This is a genomic window from Pseudomonas sp. FEN, from assembly GCF_904067045.1.
Classification (GTDB): domain Bacteria; phylum Pseudomonadota; class Gammaproteobacteria; order Pseudomonadales; family Pseudomonadaceae; genus Aquipseudomonas.
In genome coordinates this window covers 1-17,267 of sequence record NZ_CAJFDC010000032.1, presented here as the reverse complement: position 1 = coordinate 17,267, position 17,267 = coordinate 1, and the positions used below count along the sequence as shown (strand labels likewise).

Sequence of the window (17,267 nt, the reverse complement as noted above, 5' to 3'; positions counted from 1 at the left end):
TCCCGTCCGCGCCGATGTCTGGGCTGCCGGCAGCCCCCATTGCCGGGTGCGTTACCAAGTGCTCGCCGAGGTGGAGCCGGACCTGCTGTGTCGCCTGCTGAACCTGTTCGCCCTGCAGTTCCTGACCCCGCAACAGGTACGGGCGGAACAGGACGATGGACGGCTGTCGATCGACATCGAACTGGATGGCCTGAGCTGGCACCGCGCCCAGGTCATCGGTGAAAAAATGCGCAATCTGATCAGCGTCTGCTCGGTGGCCCTGCAACCGACCCAAGGCGCGCAGCGGCACAACGCAAAAGCGGTGGGCTGAAGGCTTCTTGAAAAAAATCGCAATCTTTGTCTTGGTATCGGCGCCAACGTCAGGCAGCCTCGTGTCTATTCTTGATAATTGACGATCAGACAAGGACTACGTCTGGATCACTGGTTGCAGGACCGACCGATTAGGAGCACGCATGCCCGTCGCCCCCCTCTCTCCGGACCGTTGGCTGGATGTCATGAGCTGTTGCGCGAACTGGTCGCCCAGGGTTTTATCAGCCAGGACGCGGCCGAACAGGCCCTGGCTTCTCGGCGTGACGCGCGCATTACCCAGCAGCATCCGCTGGAATTCATCGCCCATCTGCAGCTCGATGACCTGAGCCGTCCGGGTAAAACCCTGGACCTGGAAAACCTGACTCTCTGGCTCGCCCATCACACCGGACAACCCTATCTGCGCATCGATCCGCTGAAGATCAACGTGGCCGAGGTGACCGCGCTGATGTCCTACGCCTTCGCCCAACGGCACAAGATCCTCCGGTGGAGGTCGACCGCGAAGGCGTGACCATCGCCAGCGCCCAGCCCCATGTGCGGGCCTGGGAGGCCGACCTCAGTCATGTGCTGAAGCTGCCGATCCGCCGGGTCGTGGCCAATCCGACGGACATCCAGCGCTTTGCCGTGGAGTTTTTCCGCCTGGCCAAATCGGTCAGCGGTGCCAGCCTGCTGACCAGAGAAGCCACAACCCGGGCAATTTCGAGCAGTTGCTCAATCTCGGCGCCAGCGACCAGGAGCCGGACGCCAACGACGCCCATATCGTCAATATCGTCGACTGGCTGTTCCAGTACGCCTTCCAGCAACGGGCCAGCGATATCCATATCGAACCACGCCGCGAACAGGGCACGGTGCGCTTCGCATCGACGGTGTGCTGCACAATGTCTATCAGTTCCCGCCCCAGGTGACCATGGCGATTGTCAGCCGCCTGAAAGCCTGGGCCGGATGAACGTCGCGGAAAAACGCAAGCCCCAGGATGGCCGGGTGAAGACCAAGACCCCGGACGGCGGCGAAGTCGAATTGCGCTTGTCGACCCTGCCCACCGCGTTCGGCGAGAAGCTGGTGATGCGGATCTTCGATCCGGAAGTGCTGTTGAAGAATTTCGACCAGTTGGGCTTCGGTGCCGACGACCTGCGCCGCTGGCAGGAGATGACCCGCCAGTCCAATGGCATCATCCTGGTCACCGGCCCCACCGGCTCGGGCAAGACCACCACGCTGTATACCACCCTGAAGAAACTGGCGACCTCGGAGGTCAACCTCTGCACCATCGAAGACCCGATCGAGATGATCGAGCCGGCCTTCAACCAGATGCAGGTCCAGCACAACATCGACCTGACCTTCGCCAGCGGCGTGCGCGCGCTGATGCGCCAGGACCCGGACATCATCATGATCGGCGAGATCCGCGACCTGGAAACCGCCGAAATGGCAATCCAGGCCGCGCTCACCGGCCACCTGGTGCTCTCGACCCTGCACACCAACGATGCGCCGAGCGCCATCAGTCGCCTGCTGGAACTGGGCGTGCCGCATTACCTGATCAAGGCCACCGTGCTCGGGGTCATGGCCCAGCGCCTGGTGCGCACCCTGTGCCCGCACTGCAAGGCGCCAACCCAGCTGGAAGAAGAAGACTGGCAAAGCCTGACGCGGCCCTGGCAGGCGCCGATGCCGAGCGGTGCCAGCGTGCCGTCGGTTGCCTGGAATGTCGCGACACCGGCTATCGCGGGCGCGCCGGGGTCTACGAGATCCTGGTCTTGAACGACGGCCTCAAGGCGCATATCCACGCCGACACCGACCTCCTGGCCCTGCGTCGCCAGGCGTTCATGGACGGCATGCGCAGCCTGCGCCTGTCCGGCGCGCAGAAGGTCGCGGCGGGGCTGACCACCGTCGAGGAAGTGCTACGGGTAACGCCCGCAGAGCGAGCAGCGCTGATGAAAGCGTCACAACATGCGTACAACCCCCGGTAAACACTTTTTATCCGCGCAAGGCCCATTACACTCAAGGTAACCGCCTTTCTCGATAAACACTTGCTACAGGGAATCGTCATGCAAATCGGTAGCGTACTCCTCCTTTTCGTCGGCCTGGCCATTGCCCTCGTGTTCATGGGCTTCAAGGTCGTGCCCCAGGGCTTTCAATGGACGGTGGAGCGCTTCGGGCGCTACACCAACACCCTCAAGCCGGGCCTCAATATCATCATCCCGGTCATGGACCGCATCGGGCGCAAGATCAACGTGATGGAAAGCGTGCTCGACATTCCGCCCCAGGAAGTCATCACCGCCGACAACGCCACGGTACAGATCGACGCCGTGTGCTTCTTCCAGGTGGTCAACGCCGCCCAGGCCGCCTATGAGGTGAACAACCTCGAACACGCCATTCGCAACCTGTGCAGACCAATATCCGCACCGTGCTCGGTTCCATGGAGCTGGACGCCATGCTCGGCCAACGCGATGCCATCAACGAACGCCTGCTGCGCACCGTCGACGAAGCGACCGCACCCTGGGCATCAAGGTGACCCGCATCGAAATCAAGGACATCAGCCCGCCCGCCGACCTGATGGCAGCCATGTCCGGGCAGATGAAGGCCGAACGGGTCAAGCGCGCGCAAATCCTCGAGGCCGAGGGCCTGCGCGCCTCGGCGATCCTCACCGCCGAAGGCAAGAAGCAGGCGCAGATCCTCGAAGCCGAGGGCGCCCGGCAGTCGGCCTTCCTGCAATCCGAGGCCCGTGAGCGCCAGGCCGAAGCCGAAGCCCGGGCGACCCAGGTGGTCTCCGAGGCCATCGCCAAGGGGGACGTGCAGGCGGTGAACTACTTCGTCGCGCAGAAGTACATCGACGCCCTGGGCAAGCTGGCCTCGGCCAACAACAGCAAGGTGATCCTGATGCCGCTGGAGGCCAGCCAGATGATCGGCGCGATAGGCGGCATCGGCGAGATCGTCAAGGCCACGTTCGACAGCAAGAAACCCTGAGGCGGTACCTATGTGGGAATTCCTGCAACACCTGTATTCTGGGACTGGCTGGCTCTCGGCACGCTGCTGTTGATTCTCGAAATATTCGGGGCCGGCGGTTATCTGCTGTGGGTGGGGATTGCCGCCGCGGCCGTGGGCGTCCTGACCTACCTGATTCCTGGCCTGCACTGGACCTTGCAATTGGTGCTGTTCGGCGTGCTGTCGATCCTGACGGCGTGGCTGTGGTGGAAGCGCCAGCGCAGCGCCGCCTGCCCCAGCGACCAACCCGGGCTCAATGAGCGGGGTCATGACCTGCTCGGCAAGACCTTCATGGTACACGTCGCCATTGTCGCCGGACGCGGCAAGATCAAGGTCGGCGACAGCGTATGGATGGCCACCGGAGCGGATGCCGAGGTTGGCACGCAGGTCCGGGTGATCGGTCAGGACGGCAGCACCCTGCACGTGGAAAAGGTTGAGTGAAGCCCACGGAACTCCGACGTGGCAATGGCAATCAAACCTTTCAGATACCCCACACCGGAGTCACCCATGCGTCTAAAAACGGCAGTTGTCGCATTCGCCTTGCTTTCCCTTCCCGTCAGTGCCGCGATGGCTGACGACTTCTGGCGTAATGTCATCTCCTCCGGCGCCACCACCGGATCCACTTACCTGACCTTCAAGGACCACAAGCTGGTGGTCGCGGCCCAGGATGATGCCGGCAGCTTCGTCGCCAGCAACGGCGGCATTCGCGGCCCTTACCTGGAAGCCGCCATGCAGAAACTGCGGGCCGAGAACCCGAGCCTGAAAGCCACCGACATGGAGTTGGCCAACGCCATCCTGGCAAAGAACGCCGTCCGCCGAAGACTGATCCCAAAGCTTCACCCCCCTGAACAAGACGCCGCCCACCCAGCGGCGTTTTGCATTTCCCGGAGGAGTGACCAAGCGCCGCGCAAACATCGCCCCGACACGTCCGTTCAGCGTCCAGACAGCAAAAAAGCACCGAAATTTCAGCTTAAACAGTATCATCGGCAGCATTGCAGCCTGGCTGCCTACTCCTCACTGCCGGTAGAACACTCCCCGGCCTTACATCGGACGTCACGACCCCATGAGCGAACTTCCTTTCCTGCCTTTTGCCAAACCGACCATCGACGAAGCGACCATTGCCGCCGTAGGCGACGTCCTGCGTTCTGGCTGGATCACCAGCGGTCCGAAGTCGCGGCCTTTGAAGCGCAACTGTCGGAATATTTTGGCGGGCGCCCGGTGCGCACCTTCAACTCCGGCACCTGCACCATGGAAATCGCCTTGCGGATCGCCGGTATCGCGCGGGCGACGAAGTGATCACCACGCCCATCTCCTGGGTGGCCACGGCCAACGTGATCATCGAAGTCGGCGCAACCCCGGTGTTCGCCGATATCGACCCGGTGACCCCGCAATATCGACCTGGACAAGGTCGAAGCCGCCATCACTCCGCGCACCAAGGCCATCATCCCGGTTTACCTGTCCGGCCTGCCGGTGGATATGGATCGCCTCTATGCCATCGCCAAGAAACACAACCTGCGCATCGTCGAAGACGCGGCCCAGGCCCTGGGTTCGGAATGGAACGGCCAGAAGATCGGCGCCCTCGGTGACCTGGTGTCGTTCAGCTTCCAGGCGAACAAGAACATCACCTCGTCCGAGGGCGGCTGCCTGGTGCTGAACAACGCCGAAGAAGCCCGGCTGGCCGAGAAGTATCGCCTGCAAGGCGTGACCCGCACCGGCCATGACGGCCTGGACGTGGACGTGCTGGGCGGCAAATTCAACATGACCGATGTCGCCGCCGCATCGGCCTGGGCCAGTTCGCCCACATCGATGCGATCACGGCCCACCGCCGTGAACTGGCCGAATACTATTTCGAGTGCTTCGGCAGTGATTTCGAAGAGAAATACGGCGCGCAGCTACCGGTGAAGGATTTCACCAACAGCAACTGGCACATGTTCCAGCTGGTTCTGCCGGAACGTCAGGACGGCCAGCCGGCACGGGCGACCTTCATGGAAGAGATGAAGCAGCGCGGCATCGGCATCGGCTATCACTACCCGGCGATCCACCTGCTGAGCCTGTACCGCGAACGCGGTTCAAGGCAGGCATGTTCCCGATTGCCGAGCGCGTCGGGCGCCTGATCGTGTCGTTGCCGATGTTCAACGTGATGACCAAGGCCGACGTCGAGCGCTCGGTCGCGGCGGTCAAGGCCGTCTTGCAGCCGTAACACCGTGATAGCTCGCTCCTACGTCGCCCGTGTCCCGCGCAATGGCATGTACACCGGGCGCCTGTAGGAGCAGCCGGTCGAGGCTCGATTGCTCGCGATGAACGATAACGCGGTAGAACTGACGAATTACTCGCCGATGGCCGCCTTGTAACCGGCCGCATCCAGCAACTTCTCCAGCTCGGCGACATCGCTCGGCTTGAGCTTGAGATCCACGCACCGTAAGGTTCGGAGTTCAGCAGCTCAGGACTGGCGGACAGCTCTTCGTTGACGGCAATCACTTCACCCGACAACGGCGAATAGATATCCGAAGCGGCCTTCACCGACTCGACCACACCGGCGGCCTCGCCAGCGGCGAACACCTTGCCGACTTCAGCCAGCTCCACGAATACCACATCCCCCAAGGCTTCCTGTGCATGGTCGCTGATGCCGACGGTCACCGTGCCGTCAGCTTCCAGGCGGGCCCACTCGTGACTTCGGCGAAACGCAGATCAGCAGGGATATCGCTCATATTCAGTGTCCTCACATTAAGTATCGGCGGCGGAGCGACCGAGGCCCCGCCGGAAAGTCAGATCAAGGTTTTGCCATGACGCACGAACGTCGGCTTTACCACGCGAACCGGGTACCATTTACCACGAATTTCAACTTCAGCGCGATCAGCCGTGGCCGCGGGAACACGCGCCAGCGCAATCGATTGCTAAGCGTAGGAGAGAAACTACCACTGGTGATCTCTCCTTCGCCAACCTCGGCGATCCGAACGACCTGATGAGCACGCAAAACACCGCGCTCCTCCAGCACCAATCCGACCAGCTTGAGTTTGGACCCGCGGCTTTTTCTGCTTCCAGGGCCTGGCGTCCGACAAAATCGCGATCAGCCGGCTCCCCAGGCAATGGTCCAGGCCATATTGGCCGCCAGCGGCGAAACGTCCTGGTGAATATCCTGGCCATAAAGGTTCATCCCGGCTTCCAGGCGCAAGGTATCCCGGGCCCCAAGACCGATGGGTGAAATCCCGGCGCCCACCAGGTCGTTGAAGAAGCCGGGGCCTGCTCGGCCGGCAAGATGATCTCCAGGCCGTCTTCCCCGGTATAACCGGTGCGGGCAATGAACCAGTCGCCGTCACTGCGGCCTTCGAAAGGTTTGAGCTGCTGGATCAACTGGCCCCGGGACTGGGTCACCAGTTCGGCGATCTGTGCCGCGCATGAGGCCCCTGGATCGCCAGCATCGCCAGCTCCGAGCGCTCGTGCAGTTGCACGTCGTAGGCACCGAGACGGGCCTGCATCCAGGCCATGTCCTGATCACGGGTCGCGGCATTGACCACCAGGCGGTAACCGGACTCGGTGCGATAGACGATCATGTCGTCGACCACCCCGCCGTGTTCGTTGAGCATCGCGCTGTACAAGGCGCGACCGGGGCTGTCCAGGCGCTCGACATCATTGGCCAACAGGTAGCGTAACCAAGCCTTGGCCTGGCTGCCGGTGATATCGATCACGGTCATATGCGAAACATCGAAAACCCGCAGTCGCGTCGCACCTGATGATGCTCCTCGACCTGCGAGCGTAATGCAGAGGCATATCCCAACCGCCAAATCGACCATCTTCGCGCCAAGGGCGAGGTGCAGGTCATACAGAGGCGTACGCTGTCCCATGGGTTTCTCCTTCCGGGCGTGGCGAAGGCGCGGACAGGCAGGAACCGGCTTGAGCCCTTTATGGATGGGGCCTTGAGTCCTGTTCGTACCCGGTCTGTCAGACGGACCGCACGAATGCCGCGCATTGTAGCCGCAAGGGGGAGCCATGACACTAGCCGATTCGATACGCCGAGCGGCGAATCAGCCCGATCACCGGCAAGAGACCGACCAGCACCAGCATCAAGGCCGGCAAGAGGCCCGCGCCCACTCCCTTCGCTGGTCATTTCGAAGATCCGCACCGCCAGCGTGTCCCAGCCGAACGGGCGCATCAGCAAGGTCGCGGGCATTTCCTTGAGCACATCGACGAACACCAGCAATGCGCCACTCAGACACCGGGCAGCAGCAGTGGCAGATACACTTTGCAAAAAAGTAGTGCCCACTGACTCCAAGGCTGCGAGCGGCTTCGGGCAAGCTGGCCGATGCGCGCCAGACTGTTTTCCAACGGGCCATAGGCCACGGCGATAAAGCGCACCAGATAGGCCAGCAGCAGGGCCGCCAGACTGCCCAGCAACAACGGCTTGCCCGCCCCGCCCAACAGCCGCATGACCAGCACCCGGTCCAGATAGCTGAATGCGAGCATGATCGACACCGCAGCACGGAACCGGCAGGGCGTAACCGAGATTGGCCAGGCTGACTCCGGAGCGAATGGCCCGGGTGGGGGCAGCCGCGGGCAAAAGCAGCAGCAGGCTACGCCGACGGTGATCAGGGCCGCCATGACGCCCAGGTACAGCTGTGCAGGATCAACCGGTGTAACGCTCGTCGAGATCGAACGGCCACGTCCAGAACAGGCCAGCAGTTGCAGCAGTGGGTGACAAGGCGCAGGCGACACCAGCAGGCACAGCGCTGGCCGCAAGGCCTTGATCCCACGCAGTTGATAGAGCGCCTGGCCGCGCGGACGTTCTTGCCGTGCGCACGGCTCCCGGCAGGCGTCGCCGTAGAGCACCAGCATCACCGCCAAAAGCAGCAGACTGGCCAGCTGCGCCGCGCTGGAAAGGCTGAAGAAGCCGTACCAGGTCTTGTAGATGGCGGTGGTAAGGTGTCGAAGTTGAACACCGCGACCGCACCGAAATCGCCAGGGTTTCCATCAGCGCCAGGGCCACGCCGGCACCGATGCGGAACTGCCATGGCAGCGCCACCCGCCAGAACGCCTGCCAGGGCGATTGCCCGACACCCGGGCAGCTTCCAAAGGCCCTTGCCTTGTGCCAGGAAGGCGCTACGCGCCACAGGTAGACGTAAGGGTGAAGACCAGCACCAGAACCAGGATCACCCGCCCGGTGGAACGTACCCGGGGCAGGCGCAGACGCTGCCGAACCACTCGCGCAACAGGTCTGTACGGGGCCGGCGAAATCCAGCAGGCCCGCGAAGACGAACGCCAGGACATAGGCCGGGATGGCGAAGGGCAAGCATCAGGGCCCAGTCCAGCCAGCGCCGGCCGGGGAACTCGAGCCAGGCGGACTGACGCCGAGCAGGTGACGCCGGTGCTGCTGGACTGGGCCTGAATGCTGCCCTTCGCCATCCGGCCTATGTCCTGCCGGTTCGTCTTCGTCGGCCTGCTGGATTTCGCCGGCCCGTACAGACCCTGTTGCGCGAGTGGTTCGGCAGCGGTCTGCGCCTGCCCGGGTACGTTCCACCGGCGGGGTGATCCTGGTTTGGTGCTGGTCTTCTACCCTTACGTCTACCTGTTGGCGCGTAGCGCCTTCCTGGCACAAGGCAAGGCTTATGGAAGCTGCCCGGGTGCTCGGGCAATGCCCTGGCAGGCGTTCTGGCGGTGGCGCTGCCCATGGCACGTCCGGCCATCGGTGCCGGCGTGCCCTGGCGCTGATGAAACCCTGGCCGATTTCGGTGCGGTCGCGGTGTTCAACTTCGACACCTTTACCACGGCATCTACAAGACCTGGTACGGCTTCTTCAGCCTTTCCAGCGCGGCGCAGCTGGCCAGTCTGCTGCTTTTGGCGGTGATGCTGGTGCTCTACGGCGAACGCCGTGCCGTGGAGCCGTGCGCACGGGCAATGAACGTCCGCGGCCAGGCGCTCTATCAACTGCGTGGGATCAAGGCCTGGGGCCAGCGCTGGTGCCTGCTGGTGTTGCCTGCGCCTTTGTCATCCACTGCTGCAACTGCTGGCCTGGTTCTGCAACGTGGCCGTTTCGATCTCGACGAGCGTTACACCGGGTTGATCCTGCACAGCCTGTACCTGGGCGTCATGGCGGCCCTGATCACCGTCGGCGTAGCCCTGCTGCTGGCTTTTGCCCGGCGGCTGGCCCCACCCGGGCCATTCGCTCCGGAGTCAGCTGGCCAATCTCGGTTACGCCCTGCCGGGTTCCGTGCTGGCGGTGTCGATCATGCTCGCATTCAGCTATCTGGACCGGGTGCTGGTCATGCGGCTGTTGGGCGGGGCGGGCAAGCCGTTGTTGCTGGCAGTCTGGCGGCCCTGCTGCTGGCCTATCTGGTGCGCTTTATCGCCGTGGCCTATGGCCCGTTGGAAAACAGTCTGGCGCGCATTCGGCCAGCCTTGCCCGAAGCCGCTCGCAGCCTTGGAGTCAGTGGGCCACTACTTTTTTGCAAAGTGTATCTGCCACTGCTGCTGCCCGGTGTCTTGAGTGGCGCATTGCTGGTGTTCGTCGATGTGCTCAAGGAAATGCCCGCGACCTTGCTGATGCGCCCGTTCGGCTGGGACACGCTGGCGGTGCGGATCTTCGAAATGACCAGCGAAGGGGAGTGGGCGCGGGCCTCGTTGCCGGCCTTGATGCTGGTGCTGGTCGGTCTCTTGCCGGTGATCGGGCTGATTCGCCGCTCGGCGTATCGAATCGGCTAGGTGTCATGGCTCCCCCTTGCGGCTACAATGCGCGGCATTCGGTGCGGTCCGTCTGACAGACCGGGTACGAAACAGGACTCAAGGCCCCATCCATAAAGGGCTCAAGCCGGTTTCCTGCCTGTCCGCGCCTTCGCCACGCCCGGAAGGAGAAACCCATGGGACAGCGTACGCCTCTGTATGACCTGCACCTCGCCCTTGGCGCGAAGATGGTCGATTTTGGCGGTTGGGATATGCCTCTGCATTACGGCTCGCAGGTCGAGGAGCATCATCAGGTGCGACGCGACTGCGGGGTTTTCGATGTTTCGCATATGACCGTGATCGATATCACCGGCAGCCAGGCCAAGGCTTGGTTACGCTACCTGTTGGCCAATGATGTCGAGCGCCTGGACAGCCCGGTCGCGCCTTGTACAGCGCGATGCTCAACGAACACGGCGGGGTGGTCGACGACATGATCGTCTATCGCACCGAGTCCGGTTACCGCCTGGTGGTCAATGCCGCGACCCGTGATCAGGACATGGCCTGGATGCAGGCCCGTCTCGGTGCCTACGACGTGCAACTGCACGAGCGCTCGAGCTGGCGATGCTGGCGATCCAGGGGCCTCATGCGCGGCACAAGATCGCCGAACTGGTGACCCAGTCCCGGGGCCAGTTGATCCAGCAGCTCAAACCTTTCGAAGGCCGCAGTGACGGCGACTGGTTCATTGCCCGCACCGGTTATACCGGGGAAGACGGCCTGGAGATCATCTTGCCGGCCGAGCAGGCCCCCGGCTTCTTCAACGACCTGGTGGGCGCCGGGATTTCACCCATCGGTCTTGGGGCCCGGGATACCTTGCGCCTGGAAGCCGGGATGAACCTTTATGGCCAGGATATTCACCAGGACGTTTCGCCGCTGGCGGCCAATATGGCCTGGACCATTGCCTGGGAGCCGGCTGATCGCGATTTTGTCGGACGCCAGGCCCTGGAAGCAGAAAAAGCCGCGGGGTCCAAACTCAAGCTGGTCGGATTGGTGCTGGAGGAGCGCGGTGTTTTGCGTGCTCATCAGGTCGTTCGGATCGCCGAGGTTGGCGAAGGAGAGATCACCAGTGGTAGTTTCTCTCCTACGCTTAGCAAGTCGATTGCGCTGGCGCGTGTTCCCGCGGCCACGGCTGATCGCGCTGAAGTTGAAATTCGTGGTAAATGGTACCCGGTTCGCGTGGTAAAGCCGACGTTCGTGCGTCATGGCAAAACCTTGATCTGACTTTCCGGCGGGGCCTCGGTCGCTCCGCCGCCGATACTTAATGTGAGGACACTGAATATGAGCGATATCCCTGCTGATCTGCGTTTCGCCGAAAGTCACGAGTGGGCCCGCCTGGAAGCTGACGGCACGGTGACCGTCGGCATCAGCGACCATGCACAGGAAGCCTTGGGGGATGTGGTATTCGTGGAGCTGGCTGAAGTCGGCAAGGTGTTCGCCGCTGGCGAGGCCGCCGGTGTGGTCGAGTCGGTGAAGGCGCTTCGGATATCTATTCGCCGTTGTCGGGTGAAGTGATTGCCGTCAACGAAGAGCTGTCCGCCAGTCCTGAGCTGCTGAACTCCGAACCTTACGGTGCGTGGATCTTCAAGCTCAAGCCGAGCGATGTCGCCGAGCTGGAGAAGTTGCTGGATGCGGCCGGTTACAAGGCGGCCATCGGCGAGTAATTCGTCAGTTCTACCGCGTTATCGTTCATCGCGAGCAATCGAGCCTCGACCGGCTGCTCCTACAGGCGCCCGGGTGTACATGCCATTGCGCGGGACACGGCGACGTAGGAGCGAGCTATCACGGTGTTACGGCTGCAAGACGGCCTTGACCGCCGCGACCGAGCGCTCGACGTCGGCCTTGGTCATCACGTTGAACATCGGCAACGGACACGATCAGGCGCCCGACGCGCTCGGCAATCGGGAACATGCCTGCCTTGAAACCGCGTTCGCGGTACAGGCTCAGCAGGTGGATCGCCGGGTAGTGATAGCCGATGCCGATGCCGCGCTGCTTCATCTCTTCCATGAAGGTCGCCCGTGCCGGCTGGCCGTCCTGACGTTCCGGCAGAACCAGCTGGAACATGTGCCAGTTGCTGTTGGTGAAATCCTTCACCGGTAGCTGCGCGCCGTATTTCTCTTCGAAATCACTGCCGAAGCACTCGAATAGTATTCGGCCAGTTCACGGCGGTGGGCCGTGATCGCATCGATGTGGGCGAACTGGCCCAGGCCGATGGCGGCGGCGACATCGGTCATGTTGAATTTGCCGCCCAGCACGTCCACGTCCAGGCCGTCATGGCCGGTGCGGGTCACGCCTTGCAGGCGATACTTCTCGGCCAGCCGGGCTTCTTCGGCGTTGTTCAGCACCAGGCAGCCGCCCTCGGACGAGGTGATGTTCTTGTTCGCCTGGAAGCTGAACGACACCAGGTCACCGAGGGCGCCGATCTTCTGGCCGTTCCATTCCGAACCCAGGGCCTGGGCGCGTCTTCGACGATGCGCAGGTTGTGTTTCTTGGCGATGGCATAGAGGCGATCCATATCCACCGGCAGGCCGGACAGGTAAACCGGGATGATGGCCTTGGTGCGCGGAGTGATGGCGGCTTCGACCTTGTCCAGGTCGATATTGCGGGTCACCGGGTCGATATCGGCGAACACCGGGGTTGCGCCGACTTCGATGATCACGTTGGCCGTGGCCACCCAGGAGATGGGCGTGGTGATCACTTCGTCGCCCGCGCCGATACCGGCGATCCGCAAGGCGATTTCCATGGTGCAGGTGCCGGAGTTGAAGGTGCGCACCGGGCGCCCGCCAAAATATTCCGACAGTTGCGCTTCAAAGGCCGCGACTTTCGGACCGCTGGTGATCCAGCCAGAACGCAGGACGTCGCCTACGGCGGCAATGGTCGCTTCGTCGATGGTCGGTTTGGCAAAAGGCAGGAAAGGAAGTTCGCTCATGGGGTCGTGACGTCCGATGTGAAGGCCGGGGAGTGTTCTACCGGCAGTGAGGAGTAGGCAGCCAGGCTGCAATGCTGCCGATGATACTGTTTTAAGCTGAAATTTCGGTGCTTTTTTTTGCTGTCTGGACGCTGAACGGACGTGTCGGGGCGATGTTTGCGCGGCGCTTGGTCACTCCTCCGGGAAATGCAAAACGCCGCTGGGTGGGCGGCGTCTTGTTCAGGGGGGTGAAGCTTTGGGATCAGTCTTCGGCGACGGCGTTCTTTGCCAGGATGGCGTTGGCCAACTCCATGTCGGTGGCTTTCAGGCTCGGGTTCTCGGCCCGCAGTTTCTGCATGGCGGCTTCCAGGTAAGGGCCGCGAATGCCGCCGTTGCTGGCGACGAAGCTGCCGGCATCATCCTGGGCCGCGACCACCAGCTTGTGGTCCTTGAAGGTCAGGTAAGTGGATCCGGTGGTGGCGCCGGAGGAGATGACATTACGCCAGAAGTCGTCAGCCATCGCGGCACTGACGGGAAGGGAAAGCAAGGCGAATGCGACAACTGCCGTTTTTAGACGCATGGGTGACTCCGGTGTGGGGTATCTGAAAGGTTTGATTGCCATTGCCACGTCGGAGTTCCGTGGGCTTCACTCAACCTTTTCCACGTGCAGGGTGCTGCCGTCCTGACCGATCACCCGGACCTGCGTGCCAACCTCGGCATCCGCTCCGGTGGCCATCCATACGCTGTCGCCGACCTTGATCTTGCCGCGTCCGGCGACAATGGCGACGTGTACCATGAAGGTCTTGCGAGCAGGTCATGACCCGCTCATTGAGCCCGGGTTGGTCGCTGGGGCAGGCGGCGCTGCGCTGGCGCTTCCACCACAGCCACGCCGTCAGGATCGACAGCACGCCGAACAGCACCAATTGCAAGGTCCAGTGCAGGCCAGGAATCAGGTAGGTCAGGACGCCCACGGCCGCGGCGGCAATCCCCACCCACAGCAGATAACCGCCGGCCCGAATATTTCGAGAATCAACAGCAGCGTGCCGAGAGCCAGCCAGTCCCAGAATGACAGGTGTTGCAGGAATTCCCACATAGGTACCGCTCAGGGTTTCTTGCTGTCGAACGTGGCCTTGACGATCTCGCCGATGCCGCCTATCGCGCCGATCATCTGGCTGGCCTCCAGCGGCATCAGGATCACCTTGCTGTTGTTGGCCGAGGCCAGCTTGCCCAGGGCGTCGATGTACTTCTGCGCGACGAAGTAGTTCACCGCCTGCACGTCCCCCTTGGCGATGGCCTCGGAGACCACCTGGGTCGCCCGGGCTTCGGCTTCGGCCTGGCGCTCACGGGCCTCGGATTGCAGGAAGGCCGACTGCCGGGCGCCCTCGGCTTCGAGGATCTGCGCCTGCTTCTTGCCTTCGGCGGTGAGGATCGCCGAGGCGCGCAGGCCCTCGGCCTCGAGGATTTGCGCGCGCTTGACCCGTTCGGCCTTCATCTGCCCGGACATGGCTGCCATCAGGTCGGCGGGCGGGCTGATGTCCTTGATTTCGATGCGGGTCACCTTGATGCCCCAGGGTGCGGTCGCTTCGTCGACGGTGCGCAGCAGGCGTTCGTTGATGGCATCGCGTTGGCCGAGCATGGCGTCCAGCTCCATGGAACCGAGCACGGTGCGGATATTGGTCTGCAACAGGTTGCGAATGGCGTGTTCGAGGTTGTTCACCTCATAGGCGGCCTGGGCGGCGTTGACCACCTGGAAGAAGCACACGGCGTCGATCTGTACCGTGGCGTTGTCGGCGGTGATGACTTCCTGGGGCGGAATGTCGAGCACGCTTTCCATCACGTTGATCTTGCGCCCGATGCGGTCCATGACCGGGATGATGATATTGAGGCCCGGCTTGAGGGTGTTGGTGTAGCGCCCGAAGCGCTCCACCGTCCATTGAAAGCCCTGGGGCACGACCTTGAAGCCATGAACACGAGGGCAATGGCCAGGCCGACGAAAAGGAGGAGTACGCTACCGATTTGCATGACGATTCCCTGTAGCAAGTGTTTTATCGAGAAGGCGGTTACCTTGAGTGTAATGGGCCTTGCGCGGATAAAAAGTGTTTACCGGGGGTTGTACGCATGTTGTGACGCTTTCATCAGCGCTGCTCGCTCTGCGGCGTTACCCGTAGCACTTCCTCGACGGTGGTCAGCCCCGCCGCGACCTTCTGCGCGCCGGACAGGCGCAGGCTGCGCATGCCGTCCATGAACGCCTGGCGACGCAGGGCCAGGAGGTCGGTGTCGGCGTGGATATGCGCCTTGAGGCCGTCGTTCAAGACCAGGATCTCGTAGACCCCGGCGCGCCCGCGATAGCCGGTGTCGCGACATTCCAGGCAACCGACGGCACGCTGGGCACCGCTCGGCATCGGCGCCTGCCAGGGCCGCGTCAGGCTTTGCCAGTCTTCTTCTTCCAGCTGGGTTGGCGCCTTGCAGTGCGGGCACAGGGTGCGCACCAGGCGCTGGGCCATGACCCCGAGCACGGTGGCCTTGATCAGGTAATGCGGCACGCCCAGTTCCAGCAGGCGACTGATGGCGCTCGGCGCATCGTTGGTGTGCAGGGTCGAGAGCACCAGGTGGCCGGTGAGCGCGGCCTGGATTGCCATTTCGGCGGTTTCCAGGTCGCGGATCTCGCCGATCATGATGATGTCCGGGTCCTGGCGCATCAGCGCGCGCACGCCGCTGGCGAAGGTCAGGTCGATGTTGTGCTGGACCTGCATCTGGTTGAAGGCCGGCTCGATCATCTCGATCGGGTCTTCGATGGTGCAGAGGTTGACCTCCGAGGTCGCCAGTTTCTTCAGGGTGGTATACAGCGTGGTGGTCTTGCCCGAGCCGGTGGGGCCGGTGACCAGGATGATGCCATTGGACTGGCGGGTCATCTCCTGCCAGCGGCGCAGGTCGTCGGCACCGAAGCCCAACTGGTCGAAATTCTTCAACAGCACTTCCGGATCGAAGATCCGCATCACCAGCTTCTCGCCGAACGCGGTGGGCAGGGTCGACAAGCGCAATTCGACTTCGCCGCCGTCCGGGGTCTTGGTCTTCACCCGGCCATCCTGGGGCTTGCGTTTTTCCGCGACGTTCATCCGGCCCAGGCTTTTCAGGCGGCTGACAATCGCCATGGTCACCTGGGGCGGGAACTGATAGACATTGTGCAGCACACCGTCGATGCGAAAGCGCACCGTGCCCTGTTCGCGGCGTGGTTCGATATGGATATCGCTGGCCCGTTGCTGGAAGGCGTACTGGAACAGCCAGTCGACGATATTGACGATATGGGCGTCGTTGGCGTCCGGCTCCTGGTCGCTGGCGCCGAGATTGAGCAACTGCTCGAAATTGCCCGGGTTGTGGCTTCTCTGGTCGAGCAGGCTGGCACGCTGACCGATTTGGCCAGGCGGAAAAACTCCACGGCAAAGCGCTGGATGTCCGTCGGATTGGCCACGACCCGGCGGATCGGCAGCTTCAGCACATGACTGAGGTCGGCCTCCCAGGCCCGCACATGGGGCTGGGCGCTGGCGATGGTCACGCCTTCGCGGTCGACCTCCACCGCGAGGATCTTTGTGCCGTTGGGCGAAGGCGTAGGACATCAGCGCGGTCACCTCGGCCACGTTGATCTTCAGCGGATCGATGCGCAGATAGGGTTGTCCGGTGTGATGGGCGAGCCAGAGAGTCAGGTTTTCCAGGTCCAGGGTTTTACCCGGACGGCTCAGGTCATCGAGCTGCAGATGGGCGATGAATTCCAGCGGATGCTGCTGGGTAATGCGCGCGTCACGCCGAGAAGCCAGGGCCTGTTCGGCCGCGTCCTGGCTGATAAAACCCTGGGCGACCAGTTCGCGCAACAGCTCATTGACATCCAGCCAACGGTCCGGAGAGAGGGGGGCGACGGGCATGCGTGCTCCTAATCGGTCGGTCCTGCAACCAGTGATCCAGACGTAGTCCTTGTCTGATCGTCAATTATCAAGAATAGACACGAGGCTGCCTGACGTTGGCGCCGATACCAAGACAAAGATTGCGATTTTTTCAAGAAGCCTTCAGCCCACCGCTTTTGCGTTGTGCCGCTGCGCGCCTTGGGTCGGTTGCAGGGCCACCGAGCAGACGCTGATCAGATTGCGCATTTTTTCACCGATGACCTGGGCGCGGTGCCAGCTCAGGCCATCCAGTTCGATGTCGATCGACAGCCGTCCATCGTCCTGTTCCGCCCGTACCTGTTGCGGGGTCAGGAACTGCAGGGCGAACAGGTTCAGCAGGCGACACAGCAGGTCCGGCTCCACCTCGGCGAGCACTTGGTAACGCACCCGGCAATGGGGGCTGCCGGCAGCCCAGACATCGGCGCGGACGGGAGCGTCAT

7 protein-coding genes and 14 pseudogenes are annotated in these 17,267 nt (G+C 62.7%); 9 read left to right on the top strand and 12 right to left on the bottom strand.

The genetic code is table 11. From position 1 onward, the window contains the following. The 6 genes and pseudogenes from PFEN_RS22555 to PFEN_RS22530 all read left to right on the top strand — a co-directional run. Window positions 1–310, top strand: a 310-nt coding sequence (locus PFEN_RS22555) for a hypothetical protein (RefSeq protein WP_191488886.1), incomplete at its 5' end; no start/stop codon positions are given. Between the two features lie 142 nt (window positions 311–452). Next, window positions 453–2,229: pseudogene (locus PFEN_RS22550) on the top strand (GspE/PulE family protein). A gap of 113 nt (window positions 2,230–2,342) precedes the next feature. After that, window positions 2,343–3,261: pseudogene (locus PFEN_RS22545) on the top strand (SPFH domain-containing protein). A 10-nt stretch (window positions 3,262–3,271) separates the two neighbouring features. After that, window positions 3,272–3,720 (top strand): annotated as a pseudogene (locus PFEN_RS22540) (NfeD family protein). Window positions 3,721–3,786: 66 nt separating this feature from the next. Continuing rightward, a pseudogene (locus tag PFEN_RS22535) lies at window positions 3,787–4,092 on the top strand (DUF2388 domain-containing protein); the annotation flags it as partial. A gap of 250 nt (window positions 4,093–4,342) precedes the next feature. Next, window positions 4,343–5,479 (top strand): annotated as a pseudogene (locus PFEN_RS22530) (DegT/DnrJ/EryC1/StrS family aminotransferase). Between the two features lie 126 nt (window positions 5,480–5,605). Here the strand turns inward: PFEN_RS22530 and gcvH (PFEN_RS22525) are convergent. The 6 genes and pseudogenes from gcvH (PFEN_RS22525) to PFEN_RS22515 all read right to left on the bottom strand — a co-directional run. Continuing rightward, window positions 5,606–5,987, bottom strand: a pseudogene (gcvH, locus tag PFEN_RS22525) (glycine cleavage system protein GcvH). A 57-nt stretch (window positions 5,988–6,044) separates the two neighbouring features. Then, window positions 6,045–6,161, bottom strand: a complete 117-nt coding sequence (locus PFEN_RS31605; protein ID WP_412071469.1) for a hypothetical protein — start codon at window positions 6,159–6,161, stop codon at window positions 6,045–6,047. 185 nt (window positions 6,162–6,346) lie between these two features. Next, a complete protein-coding gene (locus tag PFEN_RS31600) occupies window positions 6,347–6,496 on the bottom strand; it encodes a hypothetical protein (protein ID WP_412071468.1) in 150 nt (49 codons plus the stop codon). Next, on the bottom strand, window positions 6,430–6,651 hold the full coding sequence (locus PFEN_RS31115; RefSeq protein ID WP_263596627.1) for a hypothetical protein: 222 nt from the start codon (window positions 6,649–6,651) through the stop codon (window positions 6,430–6,432). The genes PFEN_RS31600 and PFEN_RS31115 overlap by 67 nt, the downstream gene beginning before the upstream one ends. Further along, complete coding sequence (locus PFEN_RS31110; protein WP_263596626.1) at window positions 6,648–7,121, bottom strand: hypothetical protein; 474 nt, start codon at window positions 7,119–7,121, stop codon at window positions 6,648–6,650. Before PFEN_RS31110 ends, PFEN_RS31115 begins: the two co-directional genes overlap by 4 nt. 151 nt (window positions 7,122–7,272) lie before the next feature. Continuing rightward, window positions 7,273–8,612, bottom strand: a pseudogene (locus PFEN_RS22515) (ABC transporter permease); the annotation flags it as partial. Window positions 8,613–8,644: 32 nt separating this feature from the next. Between PFEN_RS22515 and PFEN_RS22510 the strand changes: the two are divergent. From PFEN_RS22510 to gcvH (PFEN_RS22500), 3 pseudogenes are all read left to right on the top strand, one after another. Then, a pseudogene (locus PFEN_RS22510) lies at window positions 8,645–9,972 on the top strand (ABC transporter permease); the annotation flags it as partial. 155 nt (window positions 9,973–10,127) lie between these two features. After that, a pseudogene (gene gcvT / locus PFEN_RS22505) lies at window positions 10,128–11,208 on the top strand (glycine cleavage system aminomethyltransferase GcvT). 57 nt (window positions 11,209–11,265) lie between these two features. Further along, a pseudogene (gcvH, locus tag PFEN_RS22500) lies at window positions 11,266–11,648 on the top strand (glycine cleavage system protein GcvH). Window positions 11,649–11,774: 126 nt separating this feature from the next. On the opposite strand, the pseudogene PFEN_RS22495 reads toward gcvH (PFEN_RS22500), so the two are convergent. From PFEN_RS22495 to PFEN_RS22470, 6 genes and pseudogenes are all read right to left on the bottom strand, one after another. Beyond that, window positions 11,775–12,913 (bottom strand): annotated as a pseudogene (locus tag PFEN_RS22495) (DegT/DnrJ/EryC1/StrS family aminotransferase). Window positions 12,914–13,154: 241 nt separating this feature from the next. Next, window positions 13,155–13,472, bottom strand: coding sequence for a DUF2388 domain-containing protein (locus PFEN_RS22490; protein WP_191488879.1), 318 nt, complete (start codon window positions 13,470–13,472; stop codon window positions 13,155–13,157). Window positions 13,473–13,538: 66 nt separating this feature from the next. After that, window positions 13,539–13,985: pseudogene (locus tag PFEN_RS22485) on the bottom strand (NfeD family protein). Between the two features lie 9 nt (window positions 13,986–13,994). Beyond that, window positions 13,995–14,914: pseudogene (locus PFEN_RS22480) on the bottom strand (SPFH domain-containing protein). A gap of 113 nt (window positions 14,915–15,027) precedes the next feature. Beyond that, window positions 15,028–16,809 (bottom strand): annotated as a pseudogene (locus PFEN_RS22475) (GspE/PulE family protein). A gap of 141 nt (window positions 16,810–16,950) precedes the next feature. Then, on the bottom strand, window positions 16,951–17,267 hold a 317-nt coding region (locus PFEN_RS22470), incomplete at its 5' end, for a hypothetical protein (protein ID WP_191488884.1).